The 16,345-nt window shown below is 41.9% G+C and carries 13 protein-coding genes; 9 read left to right on the top strand and 4 right to left on the bottom strand.

Going from position 1 to position 16,345, the window contains the following annotated elements:
• Positions 1 to 123: 123 nt before the first annotated feature.
• Together GJB62_RS12410 and GJB62_RS12405 are read right to left on the bottom strand one after the other, a co-directional pair.
• Positions 124 to 951: a hypothetical protein gene (locus tag GJB62_RS12410; RefSeq protein ID WP_245246154.1), complete on the bottom strand. Its 828-nt coding sequence runs from the start codon at positions 949 to 951 to the stop codon at positions 124 to 126.
• A 491-nt stretch (positions 952 to 1,442) separates the two neighbouring features.
• On the bottom strand, positions 1,443 to 2,741 hold the full coding sequence (locus GJB62_RS12405) for a vanadium-dependent haloperoxidase (protein WP_114080473.1): 1,299 nt from the start codon (positions 2,739 to 2,741) through the stop codon (positions 1,443 to 1,445).
• Positions 2,742 to 3,313: 572 nt separating this feature from the next.
• Between GJB62_RS12405 and mnmA the strand changes: the two genes are divergently transcribed.
• Complete coding sequence (gene mnmA / locus GJB62_RS12400; protein ID WP_114080472.1) at positions 3,314 to 4,369, top strand: tRNA 2-thiouridine(34) synthase MnmA; 1,056 nt, start codon at positions 3,314 to 3,316, stop codon at positions 4,367 to 4,369.
• Positions 4,370 to 5,048: 679 nt separating this feature from the next.
• Positions 5,049 to 6,143: a hemopexin repeat-containing protein gene (locus tag GJB62_RS12395; protein ID WP_114080471.1), complete on the top strand. Its 1,095-nt coding sequence runs from the start codon at positions 5,049 to 5,051 to the stop codon at positions 6,141 to 6,143.
• Positions 6,144 to 6,290: 147 nt separating this feature from the next.
• On the opposite strand, the gene GJB62_RS12390 is transcribed toward GJB62_RS12395, so the two are convergent.
• Positions 6,291 to 6,557, bottom strand: a complete 267-nt coding sequence (locus tag GJB62_RS12390; protein WP_245246153.1) for a hypothetical protein — start codon at positions 6,555 to 6,557, stop codon at positions 6,291 to 6,293.
• Positions 6,558 to 6,753: 196 nt separating this feature from the next.
• Here GJB62_RS12390 and sat point away from each other — a divergent pair, with 196 nt between their 5' ends.
• The 7 genes from sat to GJB62_RS38185 all read left to right on the top strand — a co-directional run bounded on the left by sat (position 6,754) and on the right by GJB62_RS38185 (position 15,100).
• Complete coding sequence (sat, locus tag GJB62_RS12385) at positions 6,754 to 7,932, top strand: sulfate adenylyltransferase (RefSeq protein WP_114080470.1); 1,179 nt, start codon at positions 6,754 to 6,756, stop codon at positions 7,930 to 7,932.
• Between the two features lie 157 nt (positions 7,933 to 8,089).
• Positions 8,090 to 10,219 (top strand): caspase family protein, encoded by a 2,130-nt coding sequence (locus GJB62_RS12380; protein WP_114080469.1) that lies wholly within the window; start codon positions 8,090 to 8,092, stop codon positions 10,217 to 10,219.
• Between the two features lie 352 nt (positions 10,220 to 10,571).
• On the top strand, positions 10,572 to 11,414 hold the full coding sequence (locus GJB62_RS12375) for a DUF2382 domain-containing protein (RefSeq protein ID WP_114080468.1): 843 nt from the start codon (positions 10,572 to 10,574) through the stop codon (positions 11,412 to 11,414).
• A 379-nt stretch (positions 11,415 to 11,793) separates the two neighbouring features.
• Positions 11,794 to 12,690 carry a DUF2382 domain-containing protein gene (locus tag GJB62_RS12370; RefSeq protein WP_114080467.1) on the top strand — a complete coding sequence of 299 codons (897 nt, stop codon included), beginning with the start codon at positions 11,794 to 11,796 and terminating at the stop codon, positions 12,688 to 12,690.
• Positions 12,691 to 12,863: 173 nt separating this feature from the next.
• Complete coding sequence (locus GJB62_RS12365) at positions 12,864 to 13,760, top strand: DUF2382 domain-containing protein (protein ID WP_245246152.1); 897 nt, start codon at positions 12,864 to 12,866, stop codon at positions 13,758 to 13,760.
• A gap of 126 nt (positions 13,761 to 13,886) precedes the next feature.
• Positions 13,887 to 14,810 (top strand): ion channel, encoded by a 924-nt coding sequence (locus tag GJB62_RS12360; protein ID WP_114080465.1) that lies wholly within the window; start codon positions 13,887 to 13,889, stop codon positions 14,808 to 14,810.
• A gap of 104 nt (positions 14,811 to 14,914) precedes the next feature.
• Positions 14,915 to 15,100, top strand: a complete 186-nt coding sequence (locus GJB62_RS38185; protein WP_159402509.1) for a hypothetical protein — start codon at positions 14,915 to 14,917, stop codon at positions 15,098 to 15,100.
• 76 nt (positions 15,101 to 15,176) lie between these two features.
• On the opposite strand, the gene psbA is transcribed toward GJB62_RS38185, so the two are convergent.
• Complete coding sequence (gene psbA, locus GJB62_RS12350) at positions 15,177 to 16,259, bottom strand: photosystem II q(b) protein (protein ID WP_012411708.1); 1,083 nt, start codon at positions 16,257 to 16,259, stop codon at positions 15,177 to 15,179.
• Positions 16,260 to 16,345 lie beyond the last annotated feature (86 nt).

Below are 16,345 nucleotides of genomic sequence, written 5' to 3'. Positions count from 1 at the left end.
ACCCAATAATCTCTCTTTGGTCTGGGGAAAGGTTAAAGGGCAATGGGGAAAGGGGAATTCAAACCCTTTCCCTTTCCCCTTTTCCCCAAAACCCCAAAAGTATTGGATAGACTCCTAACTTCTTCATTTACCGTAGAAAACCCTGGCATTTCGGTATCCTATATTTCGCAGATACTTATTCCATTCCTCAGCTTGGAATCGATCGGCGAAAGGCCCTACTGCTACGTGTGGTCCTCGTGGTTGCGTCCTTTCGAGGACAGCGCCAGATCGTCCTAAATCTTGACTAAATCGGGCTAGATTCTGCCTAATTTGTTCTGCGATCGCAGATAACTGTTCTTGAGTAGTCGGAATAACGACATAATATCTAGAGGCTTGCTTGGGAGGATTTATATTGCTGCGTTCCCCTACGCCTCTATTACCTACATCTATTTCCTGTCCGTTACCAAAGCTGATAATCCGAGCGCTATATATTCCCCGTGACTGTAACTCATTCACCCGTTCTTGGGCGTTAGATACTCTGTTAAAAACACCTGACTGAATAACATTCCTTCCTTGGTACTCGCGAATGTAAGCACTGGGTTCAATCTGGCGGATTGCTTGTAACGTCTGGAAATCACTACTATCTACGTAAACTAAGTAGCGCTCAAAGTTCTGGTTATATTGACTAAACTGTGTAGTTTGGGGGGGCTGAAAGTTCTGATTGGATTGATTATTTTGTAATGGTTGAGGGGCTTGAAAGTTCAGATCGGATTGATTATTTTGTAATGGTTGCGGGGGTTGAAAGTTTAGATCCGATTGATTATCCTCAACTAGTTCTGCTGGTTGTAACTGCGGTGATGGCTGTTGACCAAAGGGAATTGGCGGTGGTGGTAAAGCTTCACCTCCTTGTTGAGCCAGTAGCATACTGTTGTGGATTTCTGCTTGTGCTGGGGCATAGTCAGAAATCAGCACTAACCATCCTCCTACTAACAGCGGGAGAAATCGGATAGTGGGCTTCCAACCCTCAGAACTTCGGCGCAGCATCTGAAAAAGGGTAAATTTACTTGGTATTCCTCTCGACATAGTACTTAGAAAGTAGTCAAAGTATTTTTAAGCAATTTCCATGAGGAACTAATTAGTTCACCGTTGTAGCAACCACTATATAGCGTTAACGTAAAATTAGCTCATCTGCGTGGCAAAAAATACATCTGTAATCATTCTTAGATAGCCATCTGCATTCATTTTTGACCGCCCCAAAACTGGTTCATCTGCTCTGCGAATGAAGGCTAATTAGAGGCTCTTTAGATACATTTGTAGGGGCGCACAGCTAGCTGTGCGCCCCTACAGTGGGATGTTTTGTTTTTTCGCTGAAAGTCCCTTATCCAATCAGAAATTGAGTCAACAGCCCAAATGAATACACTCCCATACGACGAGGAATGAGGAAAATATTAGCGCTGTGCTACTTAACTACAATTTTGTGTCAGTAAGCTTTCAAACAGAAAGTCTGCCAATTTGGTGCCAGACACATAAGCTGCGTCTGCATCCCATTGAAAATGGACACCTAGATAAACACGACTGCGCCCATTCTCTAAAGCTGCGGAAGAGAAACTATTAAATGTCCGTGTGATTCTAATGCCATTATTGCCTCTCGCACTTGGATCTTCAGATGTTGCCGTAAAAGTAACATTGTCGGTGCCAAAGAAGTTCCGCAAAATACTGGCATGGACTGCTCCGAAAGTGGCATGACCAGAGATATAGGCTGGAAATGAAGGAGAAAATCTAGTGCCATCAGCATTGGGTGATAGAGGTCTCCAAGTGGGATCAGCAGTTGTTCCAGGGTTGTTGTCTTCAAATGCTCTTTGAATTGCCGTTTCTGGTCTCCACAAATCCAAATCGGTGTCGTACTTCGCATCCCATGCCAAGATGGCCGCATCGCCTAAACCTAAACCCACCAAAGCAAACAACCGTGCATTTTCGGAAAAGCTCAGACATCTCAATTTAGAGACAATCTGGGTTATGGTATAAAGTTGTCCAGGTGGCTTATATGTTCCATCAAGATCATTTGCCCAGAAAAGAGCAATATCGGTTTGTTCTTGAGTCCGTTCAGTAGAATTAGCAGCACCAAGCCGTTTTACTTCATTTACTTGAGCAGCATATTCAACACTGGCCAGTAGATCCTGTTTACTGCTGAAGCCTGCTGGTTTAGTCGGACGAAACTTCTTGATTAAGGTTGGCGAAAAAGGTTTTACTTTGCCCCAATTTGGGGTAGTTGCAGGGCCAGAACCAGTTGGTCGCCAATCACCAGGCTGATGTCCTGATTTGTAATCGGTCTTGTCATCAAACCCGTCCCCTTCTCGATTTTTGAGGATTGCTTTAGCTGCGGCGATTCCAAGTTCTTTACCATCATCAATACTCTGTTGCGACACACCACTACTTTTAATTTCATGGATGGCTTTCTCTCGTTCTGCGTCAAAAAAGCTCTGGTTTTTATTTTTTGATTTGGGAAAATTGGCATTAGGATAAACAGTGTCGCTACTTAATACAGTAAATGCGGCATAAACTGCTGCTGCTTCTTTAGAAGCTCCTAATTTTACCGGAAGAATTTCTAAATACGGTTTGTAGTCTTGATCAATGGAATTGACAGCATCGTATATGGCAGCATGTAATATAGCACCAGTACGGGAGATTGGCCCAGGTGCGCCACCGTTCAGACGAATTGTTTGTAAATATACATTGTTCCAATTAATAACTTGATCTGTCATAAATATTCCTTTGCTTAATCTTGCCTTTACCCTGGTTGCGGATCTAATTTTCAAGACAGAAGTAAAGTAATACCCCTTCTCTAAGAGACGCTACGCGAACGCATAATTCTTAATTCGTAATTACTATTGCGTAGGGGTTTTAGATATTTGAGAAGAGTGGCTTATTTACGCCAACCTCTACTAGGCAATAACTATCCAGTTTAGTAAGGCTTAAAAGTTTACTTTATAAGCTTTCTCAGCTTATAATCTTCCCTAAACTCTGCGTAGCTTGACGCTTCCCCGTTGGCATCCGGGTAATGCTCAATTATTCGCCAACACCACCCAATCAAATAGCTTACCTTTTGCTTTTTGCACTAGACTCTACCAGGGTTTGTATTCCGAATATAGAAGTATTTCTGAATGCTTAATAGTACCCTCTGGGGTACTATTTCCAATGCGTGCATAAACTGCTTTCACTTTTACTACGATCGCCTCTATTTGCTTCCTTTAAAACCGAAGTGCTTTGGTAGCAAGGCTTTGGAAGAGTGTGTGCTACAATTGGACAACCACGCAGCTATCGTGTCGTGCTTTGTATGAAAAAAGTCGTCGTTGGTCTTTCTGGTGGCGTTGACAGTTCCACCGCCGCAGCTATCCTGCACCATCAGGGCTATGAAGTGATTGGTTTGACTCTTTGGCTAATGAAAGGCAAAGGTCAATGTTGCTCTGAAGGTATGATCGACGCGGCTGATCTCTGTGAACAACTGGGCGTTCCCCATCAAATTGTAGATATTCGGGATCTCTTTCAAACCCATATTGTCGATTACCTAGTGACTGGTTACAGTGCTGGGATCACACCTTTACCTTGCTCTCAATGCAATAAAACGGTGAAGTTTGGGCCAATGGTGCAGTATGCTCGTGAAGAATTGGGGTGCGATCGCATCGCCACTGGTCATTATGCCCGAATTAGTTATGACGAAGCAACTGGACGTTACCAGTTATTAAGAGCTATTGACCGCAACAAAGACCAATCATACTTCCTCTATGATTTGTCTCAAGATTTACTTGCAGCAACTATATTTCCTCTCGGCGAACTAGAAAAAACTGATACGCGCCGCATTGCGACTGAATACGGATTGAAAACTGCTGATAAGCCCGAAAGTCAAGACTTGTGCTTAGTGGAAAGTAATGGTTCCATGCGGGCATTTTTGGATAAATATTTAGCTCCCAAAAGTGGCGATATTGTCGATACCACAGGCAAAATTTTGGGACAACATGATGGTGTGCATCACTACACCATTGGCCAGCGCAAAGGTTTGGGGATTGCTGCTGCTGAACCGTTGTATGTGATTGAATTAGATGCGGAAAATAATAAAGTAGTAGTAGGCGATCGCACTAGGGTTACTCAGCCAGAATGCACAGTTGGACGGGTAAACTGGGTTTCCATTGCAGAACCATCTACCCCAATTCATGCCGAAGTGCAAATTCGCTATCGTTCAACGCCTACACCAGTGACAGTGATTCCGTTGGAAAACTCCCGTGTGCGTTTGGTGTTTGATGAACCCCAAATCAGCATCACCCCCGGACAAGCGGCGGTGTGGTACGACGGCGAGAAAGTTTTAGGTGGCGGAATAATTGAACAGTTTAGTTGAATCTTACCCCGGTTTCGGTAGAAGTCAAAACTGCCCCTCCTGTGAACTTCAGATAGGCAAAAGCTGCCCTGAGTTTTGGAGGGGTATTTTTGTCTTTAAATTGGATAATAATGCCAGAAAAAGAGCTACTCCTCAAAACTCTGATTCAGTAGCAGAGTCGGATGACATTGAATTTTTTTAACTAGTTTAAGTTGCTGCTGCCACAGCTCTCTAACTTTAGTCTTATTTCCAATAACATTATATTGAAACCGTATTCAGTCAGATCGCGGGTATTTTCCCAAAATTTTTTCATGCTTATACTTTCAAGAATTTTTACTGAAGGTTGAAGCATTTATTTTTTCATTTACCCTACAACAAGCATTGATTGAATAAGTTAAATGAGCAAGAATTGACCAAGATAAATATTGTTCAATTGTTAGGACGCTCCATAGAACATCTGCTTAATATATATTTACAAAACTGTTTCTTATCTGTCTTATATGTCCTTGTCTTTTATGCTTTGAAGAGTGAATATATTTTTAATCGTTTTATCAATTGACGAGTATCGAAAGCTTAAATTAGCTGATAACGGTTGTGAAAAATCCTAAAGTCACACCCGTACTACGGGCTACAAAAGTTTTTTCCTCAATAAGGAAATGTTCGGTCTGTAAATTACATTCAACTTCAATGGAGAATTAAAATGGAAAATCAAAAAAGATATGTCAAGTTATCTGTGGGCCACGAGCTTTTAGGAGTTAAATACGAATACAAACACTTTTTAACATCGACCTGTACAGAATCGTACAGCAAGTATCTGTGCTTATCTACTGATGATGCCTATGTTGCCTATTTTACGATGGAGATTTTCGATACTGATCGATGTTCCTTCAAGTTTTATGATGGCCCCTATAAAGACCGATGGATACACTACGACGGTGGCTATCTCTACGTTACATCCAAGTACGATTATTTAGGTGGTAATTTCAGTAATAACGGATCTACCGTAAAATTATGGACTAATCAGAATGGAACTAAATATTGGTTCAAAAAAGGGAACAAGTACAAAAATGATGCTTGCGACAATTTTTTCTATGTCGTGACAACGACTAATGAGAGTGAAGCACTCACTTTTAATATTACAGACATTCCTTCTAGTCTCCTCGAACCCCGCGATCGCCCTATCCCAAATCCTTTCAAAAAAGCTTATTTTTTCAAAGGAGACCAGTATATCCAGTTTGATATTGCTAATGATCGAGCCGATGAGGGTTATCCAAAACCGATTAAAGGCAATTGGCCGGGATTAGATGCCTTCGCTGACGGGTTCGATGCTGCCGTCCATTGGGACAATGAGAAGATTTATGTGTTCAAAGGCTCTGAGTATATTAGCTACGATGCGCCTACCGCTCAAATTGATAGTGGTTATCCAAAACCGATTAAAGGCAATTGGGCTGGAATGGATGACTTCACTAACGAGATTGATGCTGCCGTCAATCTCGGTAAGGGCCAAGTTTATTTCTTCAAAGGCCATTATTATACTCGCTATGATATTGCTGCCGAGCGAGGCGCAAGTGCTAGTTATGATATTTCGTCATATTGGCCTGGAGTTTTTTATGACAATATCAATGCCGCCCTGAATCTAGGTAATGGTAAAGTTTATTTATTCAAAGGATCTGAGTTTATTCGCTATGATATTGCTGCCGACAAAGCCGATGAGGGTTATCCAAAACCGATTAAAGGCAATTGGACTGGACTAGATGCCTTTGCCGATGGAATCGATGGTGCGACTGCGTTTTAGCCAACGATTTTAGCCAGAAGCTCAAAATCTTCAAAAACATCGATTTTCGGCGTTCCTGAATCGGAATATGAATTTACATTTTTTGAGAAAACTAAACAACGATTCTTTACCCCCACCTTTATATTTAAAGCGGGGGTTATTTATACATCAGAAGGGTTCATAACTTTTCCCTGCGATCTTCAGCAAGATTTTGACAATATCCGAAATTAAGTCCTTTGATTTTTCGTGTTCGGGTAGAGGAACCATAATTTCTAACGTAGACTTGCTGTAAGCAACTCGTCGCGATCGCTTTTCCCCCAGTTCTTGCAAGATAGACTCAAATTCCTTCCAGCTTACATTTTGAATAGACACTGTACTACCAGGTGCTAGCCGCATTTGGCTAACAGGTTTAACAACGGGAGATACAGCATTCATAAGCATTTTCCTTATAAAGGAACTATTCTGAAACTTAAGGCTGGATTAGCTTTAGCGTAACTTAATCAGATCGCTTAGAGGCTAGTTGCAACAATTTTCCTCCATTCTTTAAACTCTTTTTTTTCTCAGTACCAGCATTTTGATAAGTTAGTACATAATCTGAAACAATAACAGTTAATACAAAGAGGGGATTACGTTGAGTCACAATCCAGATGCCATAGCCCCCCACGGTGGACAGTTGGTTAACCGTATCGCCACACCAGAACAAAGAGCAGAGTTTCTCTCAAAAGCTGACTTTTTGCCGCGAGTGCAACTTGACGATCGCGCCGTTTCGGATGTAGAAATGATTGCGATCGGTGCTTTTAGTCCACTCACGGGTTTTATGAACCAAGAAGACTACGATCGCACTGTTACAGAAATGCGACTAGCTAATGGTCTTGTGTGGTCAATCCCGATTACACTATCAGTCAGCGAAGAAGTAGCTTCCCCATTGCAAGAAGGTGGCTTAATCCGTCTGGATAACTCCAGAGGTGAATTTATTGCAGTTTTGCAACTCACGCAAAAATATAATTACGACAAAACCCGCGAAGCCATTAATGTCTACCGCACTGATGATGTCAAACATCCAGGCGTGCAGGTACTCTATAACCAAGGTACTGTACATCTGGCGGGTGATATTTGGCTGTTGCAGCGCGAACCTCATCCCCAGTTTCCCACTTACCAAATAGATCCAGCTGCCTCACGACAACTATTTAAAGATAAGGGTTGGAAAACAATCGTTGGTTTCCAAACTCGCAACCCCATCCACCGCGCCCACGAATATATTCAAAAGTGCGCTTTAGAAATTGTTGACGGTCTATTTTTGCACCCATTAGTCGGGGCGACAAAAGAAGACGATATTGCCGCCGATGTGCGGATGCGCTGCTATGAAATTTTGCTGGAACATTACTACCCCTTAGACCGGGTAACTTTGGCAATTAATCCAGCCGCAATGCGTTATGCCGGGCCTCGTGAAGCAATATTCCATGCTTTAGTCCGCAAAAACTACGGCTGTACTCACTTTATCGTCGGACGGGATCATGCTGGTGTTGGTGACTATTACGGTACTTACGATGCACAGTATATCTTTGATGAATTTGCCCCAGGCGAATTGGGCATTGTGCCGATGAAATTTGAACACGCTTTCTACTGTACGCGCACTAAGCAGATGGCAACATCTAAAACCAGTCCCAGCAAGCCAGAAGAACGTATTCACCTATCAGGGACAAAAGTCCGAGAAATGCTGCGGCGTGGTGAATTACCTCCACCAGAATTTTCTCGTCCAGAGGTGGCGGCTGAGTTGGCGCGGGCAATGCGGATAGAAGTACCTGTTTAGGGAATTGGGAATTGGGAATTGGGCATTGGTAAATAATTAATAGTTATTCTTCCCCTGCTTCCCCTGCTCCCTCATCTCCCCAAACTTTTGTAACTTTACAATACAGAGTTCAGCCCTGTAAGCTGCTAGCTAATGGGCTTAGGGCTGATAGCTAATTATGAAACGCCGCACGTTTTTACATAAAATTGGCTCAATACTCGCGGTATTGGGGGTAACGGAAGCTGAGTGGTTGACTTTAGGAAATCGCTATTATCAGGCTTTGGCACAACCCAACTCGCGCAAGTTGGCATTGTTAATAGGTATTAACCAATACTCCAAAATCTCAAACCTCAGTGGTTGTCTGACAGATGTAGAACTGCAAAGAGAACTTTTGATTAACCGCTTTGGTTTTCAAGGGTCAGATATTCTAACCTTAACTGAGGAACAAGCCAGCAGGGAATTCATTGAGGCGGCTTTTTCGGATCATCTGGGCAAACAAGCTAAACCTGGTGATATAACTTTTTTCCACTTTAGCGGTTATGGCACTCGTGTCAAATTGGAAACATCGCCAGATACAATGCAAAATGCTCTGGTGACAGCTAATGTAGCTCTTGACTTACAAGATGAAAAAATAGTCAATCATATATTAGAAGAAACTCTACTGCTATTATTGCGATCGCTCTCCACAGACAAAGTAACAGCAGTATTGGATACTAGCTATGATGCTCCTAACACAGTAATAGGATTAAAAACTCGCGCCCTTCAGGAGTCGGTAGGACAGCTAGCAACTGAAGAACTCGACTTTCTCAAACAACTTAAAACTCAGAAGTTATCCAATACTCCGATTGTTTTAGCAGCTACCTCAGAACCAAAGCAGCCAGCAAGAGAAGGTCTTTTTTCTGGTTTTAGTGCTGGGTTATTCACCTACGCCTTGACGCAGTATTTGTGGGAATTCACGCCAGCCACCAAAATTCAAGTCGCCCTTTCCCACGTGGAAAATTCTCTATATAAATCAGGTAGTAAACAGCAACCAACGTTATTGAGTAGTCAGAAAAATCCAGATATAACGTCTCTAATGCCAGACAATATCATTGGTGCAGAAGGTGCGGTGAGTGATATTGAAGAAGACGGTAAAACCGTACATCTGTGGTTAGCAGGATTACCCCCACAAGTGCTGCTATACTACGGAGTGAATTCTAGATTTACACTACAGACAAAAGAGCAATTAGTATTGCGATCGCGCACTGGGTTAACAGCAAAAGCGCAAATTTCCAAAATTGAAGGTGCAAATCCCCTACAAATTGGGCAACTCGTCCAAGAAGCAGTCCGGGTATTACCCCGAAATATCAATTTAACAATAGCTTTTGATACTGGATTAGAAAGAATTGAGCGGGTAGACGCTACAAGTGCCTTTGCGGGATTTTCCCATATATCTACCGTAGTCCTAGGTGAAAAACCAGCTGATTATGTATTTGCCAAGCTACAGGAAACTCCCAGTCGTTATGGTCTATTTTCTCTTGGGGGCGAGCCAATTCCCAATACCACGGGGGAAGTAGGAGAAGCAATAAAATTAACAGTGCAAAGGTTAGCGCCAAAATTATCAACCTTGCTAGCAGCCAAGTTATGGCGACTTACAGAAAATGGAGGTTCTTCTCGCTTGGCTCTCAAGGCAACCTTAGAAATAATTAATAATATATCGCCTCGCGTCATCATGCAGCGCGAAACAGTGCGAACCTTCAAAAGTGAAACTTCGATTAAAAAATCAGTACAGACGCGATTAATCGCGTCTCTCCCCACTCCCATTGTGCCTATCGGTAGTCGAATGCAATATCGAGTGGAAAACCAGAGCGATCACCCAGTATATTTAATCTTACTGGGATTAAACAATAATCATACAGCAGTTGCCTTCTACTCTTGGGAAACTCCCCAAGAACCAAATACTACCGACATCAAGCCTATCGTCCAAGAAGTCGTCATCGCCCCTGGTGAAAGCCTCACCCTACCCCAAACTAATGCTGCTTCCCAATGGGTGATTTCAGGGCCAGCTTCTGAGTGCGAACAACAACTTATTTTTAGTCCTGTCCCCTTTAGGGAAACTCTAGCCGCCTTGAGTACTGCTAAGTATTCCACAGTCGAACAACGGACGATTGGCCCATTGTTGAATCCCTTAGACGTTGCACAAGCCTTGCTGCAAGACTTGCATAACGCCAGCACCCTCAAAACTGAGATGAACAGCACAGCAACCGACTCATATATCTGGGATGTGAATAATTGGGCAAGTCTTAGCTTTAGTTTTCAAGTTGTGTGACTTGGAAAATTTTTTATCGAAACAGAATTGATTCTGAATTCTAACTGAAAAAGCGGATAATAGCACAGCGTAAAGCCTTCTCTACGATGTATAGCAACTCTTATGAGGGTCTTGATTCTGGCTCTTGTTAGCAAAGTGGGGCGTAGCCCATTCTGACTTCTCAATTCTTTTTCAAACCAGCATCAGCTAAAAGTTCTTATGACTTTAGTTATACTCCTATTGATTACGCTGAGTCTTAAAACTGAGTGTTTCACTCATAAAATATCTCAACTGAATTCAGTCGCCAGCAGGATGAGACTCAGCACAATATTTTTTACACTAAATGTTATAAACAACCTGGAAACAACATAGTATGCCTCTTCATAAACTTGAACATTTTGATCCAAACTATCGAGAAACTTTTGGTGGAGACGACGTTAAATCACTGATTCTTTATACTGAGGGAGGAGACAGAGTTGGCTCAGTAACTGATGTTTTAGTTGATGATGATGGTCGTTTTCGATATTTAGTTATTGACACAAGCGGAGATTTTTCTGGTAAAAAAATCTTATTACCAATTGGTCTTTCCCGGATTGATTATCCTGCCAAACGTGTCTATGTTGATGGGTTAAGCAGACAACAAGTAGAAGGTTTAGTTGAGTACAAAGAAGATACAATCTTTGATCACGATTACGAAGAAAAAGTACGTAGTGGATTTCGTTCTCCAACTAGCGGTGTAACTTACGATCGCAATACATATAATTACCAGACAGAACCAGCTTTATACGGACTGAATGAGCAATCTCATCAAACTTTCAAACTCTATGAAGAACGGTTGATTGCAAATAAACAGCGCATCAAAACCGGGGAAGTAACGGTTGGTAAACACATTGAAACAGATACTGCAAGTGTTACAGTACCTATCCAAAAAGAACGAGTTGTAATTGAGCGAGTTGTGCCAACAGAAGCAGGAAACGTTGTAGATACCAATGAACTTAAGTTTCAAGAAGGTGAAGTTGCACGCATAGAAGTGTACGAAGAAACGCCTGATATACGTAAAGAAGCCTTTGTGCGTGAAGAAGTCCGAGTCAAGAAAGTCGTAGAAAGGGATATAGTGGAAGCACAAGACACCATTCGTCGAGAAGAGTTAGATGTTGATACTGCGGGTAATTTACATGTGAATGAACATGGCAGTACTACACATGAAGCTATTTAAGGGGATTGGATTTTTTAAAAGTTGTAGAGACGGGGGATGTTAGCGTAGCGAAGCATTTCCGATAACGTCTCGTAGAGAAGCCCAGGTCAATTTACCATCTCTACAGTATTTTAATTACAACCAAAATTCCTAATTTCTTAAATTTGTTTGGTGAAAATTCGCGGTGTTTATATCCCCGACTTCTTTAAAAAGTTGGGGATATAAATTTTAAATTATCATTTATTTAGGACTGCTTTTATCTGCCATCAAGAAAAATAACTATAACTTTTGGTTATTTAACTATTGAAATAATTCATTCGACAGAAGGATGTAAAGAAGTAAAGAAATTTTTATCATAATTGCTATGAATTGAAAAGAAAAATATTGAGGTTAAATAATAATGGTACTTTACAAATTAGAAGATTTTGAGCCTAACTATCGTGATGCATTTGAAGGCCACGATATTAGCGGACTTGGGGTTTATACACAAGGAACTGATGAAAAAATTGGCACTGTCAGCGATGTTTTAGTTGACGAAGAAGGTCATTTTCGCTATCTAGTTGTTGACTTAGGCTTCTGGATTTTTGGTAAAAAAGTATTACTACCAATTGGTCGTGCCCGTATCGACTATAACGTTGATCGTGTCTACACAATTGGCTTGACTAGAGAGCAAGCAGAAGATTTACCTGAGTTTAATGAACGTCAAGCGCTTGATTACGATTACGAAGAACGGGTGCGTGGCGTATATCGTCAACCAGCAAATTCCACCAATACTTTAGATGCATCAGCACCTGTAGAAGCATCAATACCTGTAGATACAACCTATCAACCAGCGACGACTACGCCAATTTATAATCGTGATAGCTACAATTACGAACATGAGCCTTCTTTATTTGGGTTAAATGAGCAAGATCATCAAACTCTGAGATTGTATGAAGAACGGCTGATTGCCAGTAAACATCGTCAAAAAACTGGAGAAGTATCCATTGGCAAGCGTGTTGAAACTGATACTGCACGGGTTGCAGTGCCAGTAGAAAGAGAGCGAGTTGTGATTGAACGTGTAACTCCAGCAGATGCAGGTACTGCCGTTTCTGGACGCGAAGCAAATTTCCGTGAAGGCGAAGTTGCTCGTCTAGAAATTCACGAAGAAACTCCTGATGTTCGTAAAGAAGCATTTTTGCGTGAAGAAGTCAGAGTTAGAAAGGTGGTAGATCAAGACACAGTTGAAACGCAAGAAACTGTGCGTCGTGAAGAGCTAGATGTGAATTCTGGTAATCTTCCCATCGAAGAACGCTAACCAAATATAGTCATTAGTTAATCGCTAATGGCTAATAATTAATTCGACACAGTACAGGTAAAGCTGTTAAATTAGCTTTACCTGTGCTTCCAATAGCTTAAAATGAGCAATACATTTAATTTAGCTAAGTAAAAAGCAGTTCATAAACTTTGCATATTATGAATAGCCAACCGATGACAAAAAACATTGGACAGGCAAATGGTAATTCTGGCACTAACACCTCAATAGCAGATTTGAAAAAGAGGGTGAAGAATTTTGCTGTGTTCGATAACCAAGGTCAGCTAGTAGGAGTAGTTCATGATTTAATTGTGGATACTAATAGGCGGTTAAACCTAGTTATATCAAACCAGGTCAATCAACAAACTCTAGAATATGGCGAGCAGTTAGTCGATAAACATCCTTATTTTTTTCGATTGCAGAGCCAGAGAATAAAAAAAATTGACAAGCCGACTAAATCTGTTTTCATAGACTTCAACAAATCAGAAATCGAATATATGCCTGAATATTCAGAAGCAGAAAAAATCGGCGATGTCTACGAGGGGCTACGCCTAGACAACCCAACTGAGCAATTGGTTAACAATCAAACTCAAAATAGCGCAGTTGAGCCAGTGGATTTAGAGGAGGTCAGCGAAGAACAAATTATTCGTCTACTAGAAGAACGACTAGTTGTCGAAAGCAGTAAGCGAAAAGTTGGTGAGGTGATTGTTCGCAAAGTCATCGAAACCCAGATGATCCAAGTTCCTGTCCGGCGTGAAAAGCTGATTGTGGAACAAATTAGCCCAGAACACAAACAACTCGCAGAAATTGATTTAGGTCAAGAAGAAATTGCTAATGTTGACTTGACCACAGTAGAAAGACTCGAAGGTACATATTTTGAAAGCGGTTTAACAATAAGCGGTGAATTTAACTCGCCGAAAACTGCTAGTTTATTGTTGAATGCGATCGCACTAGAACAAAATCACGGCTGCAATCGAGTGCGTGTTACCATTGCTGTTGAAGATGAGTCACACAAGAATAAATACCAGGAGTGGTTTGATCGCTGTTCGAAAGATCAATCACCCAAGCTGTAAAAATAAGTTTCTAGCAGATAAATTAGTAGGATGGGCATTGCTCATCCTATTTTTTTGCTGATTTAATCACTTCACCTCAGAGAATGTCAAAATACTAAGCAGTTGCCGTTCTATTGGCTACTTGCAATGAAATTTCGACTGAAGAGACTTTCACGGAAGAAACAACAGCGTCTGATTTTACCTATTCAGATTCAAGTTCGAGACGGAAAATTTGAGATTATGGGTATGGGTGTATGGCATTCTTACTGGCGCGATCCCTACCATTTGCTGTTAACGATTCCCTGGGCTGGCTTTCTACTGCTGATTTGTACTTTCTATATAACTATCAATACTCTATTTGCCCTAGCTTACTTGATAGGAGGAGATTGTATTGCCAACGCCCGACCAGGCTCTTTTTTAGATGTCTTTTTCTTTAGCGTGCAAACCCTGGCATCTATCGGCTATGGGGCGATGTATCCCAAAACAACTTACGCCAACATTATTGTCACCATTGAAGCAATGATTGGTTTGGTGGGAATTGCTGTAATGACGGGGCTAGCCTTTGCTCGATTTTCCCGACCTACAGCTAGGGTGCTTTTTAGTCGTGTTGCTGTAATTACACCTCATAATGCAATGCCAACTCTCATATTTCGCACCGCTAATCAACGTCGCAATATGATTCTAGAGGCGCAGATGCGAGTCTACTTAATGCGCGACGAAATAACTCTAGAAGGGCAATTTATGCGTCGGTTCTACGATCTCAAACTGTTAAGGAACCAAACACCTAGTTTCACCTTAAGCTGGTCAGTGATGCATGTCATTGATGAGTTTAGTCCTCTATATGGCATGACACCAGAATCCTTAATCCAAACAAATACTATTTTGATTGTCTCTTTGAGTGGCATTGATGAAACAGTTGCACAGGTAGTCCATGCCCGTCATACTTATGCTGCTAATGAAATTTTGTGGAATAATCAATTTGCCGATATCTTCTACCACGCACCTGATGGACATCGCTACATTGATTACAACCGCTTTCACGATGTTTCATCTTTAGATGAAATGCTTTAAATGCCTGAAACTTACTCGGAAGTCTGATTCTCTGAGGATTGTAAGGCTTTAACGACGACCCGACCATTTTCAACTACAGTGCAATTTTTAACCATACTTTTGCTGTGGTTAACTGGTACATCCTGACACTGGTTCTGGTGGGAGATATTTTGCTCCTGTTGTTGGTTGAGGACGACAACACAACAGGCGGAGGGGGAAAAGGACATATAAAGTATTTTGATCTCTATATCTATTATCGCGCTACTGATGATGTTTGGCTGAAAAATTTGCTACCCATCTGCTTTGATTAAACCAATTAAATATGGCTCCAACAAAAAAGCGCCCTCCAGTGATGGGGGGCGCTTTTTATTTAGCTAATCTTCAGAATTAACCGTTGATAGCAGGAGCAGTCATTGCTACAGGAGTAATTTCACCAGCAGCTAAGTCTAGGGGGAAGTTGTGAGCGTTACGCTCGTGCATTACTTCCATACCCAAGTTAGCGCGGTTGATTACGTCTGCCCAGGTGCTGATAACGCGACCTTGAGAGTCAATGATTGATTGGTTGAAGTTGAAACCGTTCAGGTTGAACGCCATCGTGCTGATACCTAAAGCGGTGAACCAGATACCGACGACGGGCCAAGCTGCTAAGAAGAAGTGCAGTGAACGGCTGTTGTTGAAGGAAGCGTATTGAAAGATCAAACGACCGAAGTAACCGTGGGCTGCAACGATGTTGTAGGTTTCTTCTTCTTGACCGAATTTGTAACCGTAGTTAAGAGACTCGGTTTCGGTGGTTTCACGCACCAAGGAAGAAGTTACTAGAGAACCGTGCATTGCAGAGAACAAGGAACCGCCGAATACACCAGCCACACCTAACATGTGGAAGGGGTGCATCAAGATGTTGTGTTCTGCTTGGAACACAATCATGAAGTTGAAGGTTCCAGAGATACCCAAAGGCATACCATCTGAGAAAGAACCTTGACCGATTGGGTAGATCAAGAATACTGCGGTAGCAGAAGCCAAAGGTGCGCTGTAAGCTACGCAGATCCAAGGACGCATACCTAAGCGGTAAGAAAGTTCCCACTGACGACCCAGGTAGCAAGCGCAACCGATCAAGAAGTGGAAAACTACCAATTGGTAAGGACCACCGTTGTACAACCACTCATCTAAGGAAGCAGCTTCCCAGATTGGGTAGAAGTGCAAGCCGATAGCGTTTGAAGAAGGAACAACTGCACCAGAGATGATGTTGTTTCCGTAGATCAAAGAACCTGCGACTGGTTCACGGATACCATCAATGTCTACTGGAGGTGCTGCGATGAATGCAATTACAAAGCAAGCAGTAGCTGCTAGTAGGGTTGGGATCATCAGTACACCAAACCAACCAACATATATACGGTTGTCAGTGCTGGTAATCCACTCGCAAAAGCGATCCCAAACGTTAGCGCCAGAGCGCCGTTGTAAGGTTGTGGTCATTGTTTTATAAGTGCTATTTTTTGTTAAAAATGGAACAAGCAGATTTTGTTTTGCCTGTTGAATTACAGTCTACATGAAATTACTTG

The organism is Nostoc sp. ATCC 53789, assembly GCF_009873495.1.
In the GTDB taxonomy this organism is placed as follows: domain Bacteria; phylum Cyanobacteriota; class Cyanobacteriia; order Cyanobacteriales; family Nostocaceae; genus Nostoc; species Nostoc muscorum_A.
This window is presented reverse-complemented; position numbering and strand designations above follow the sequence as displayed.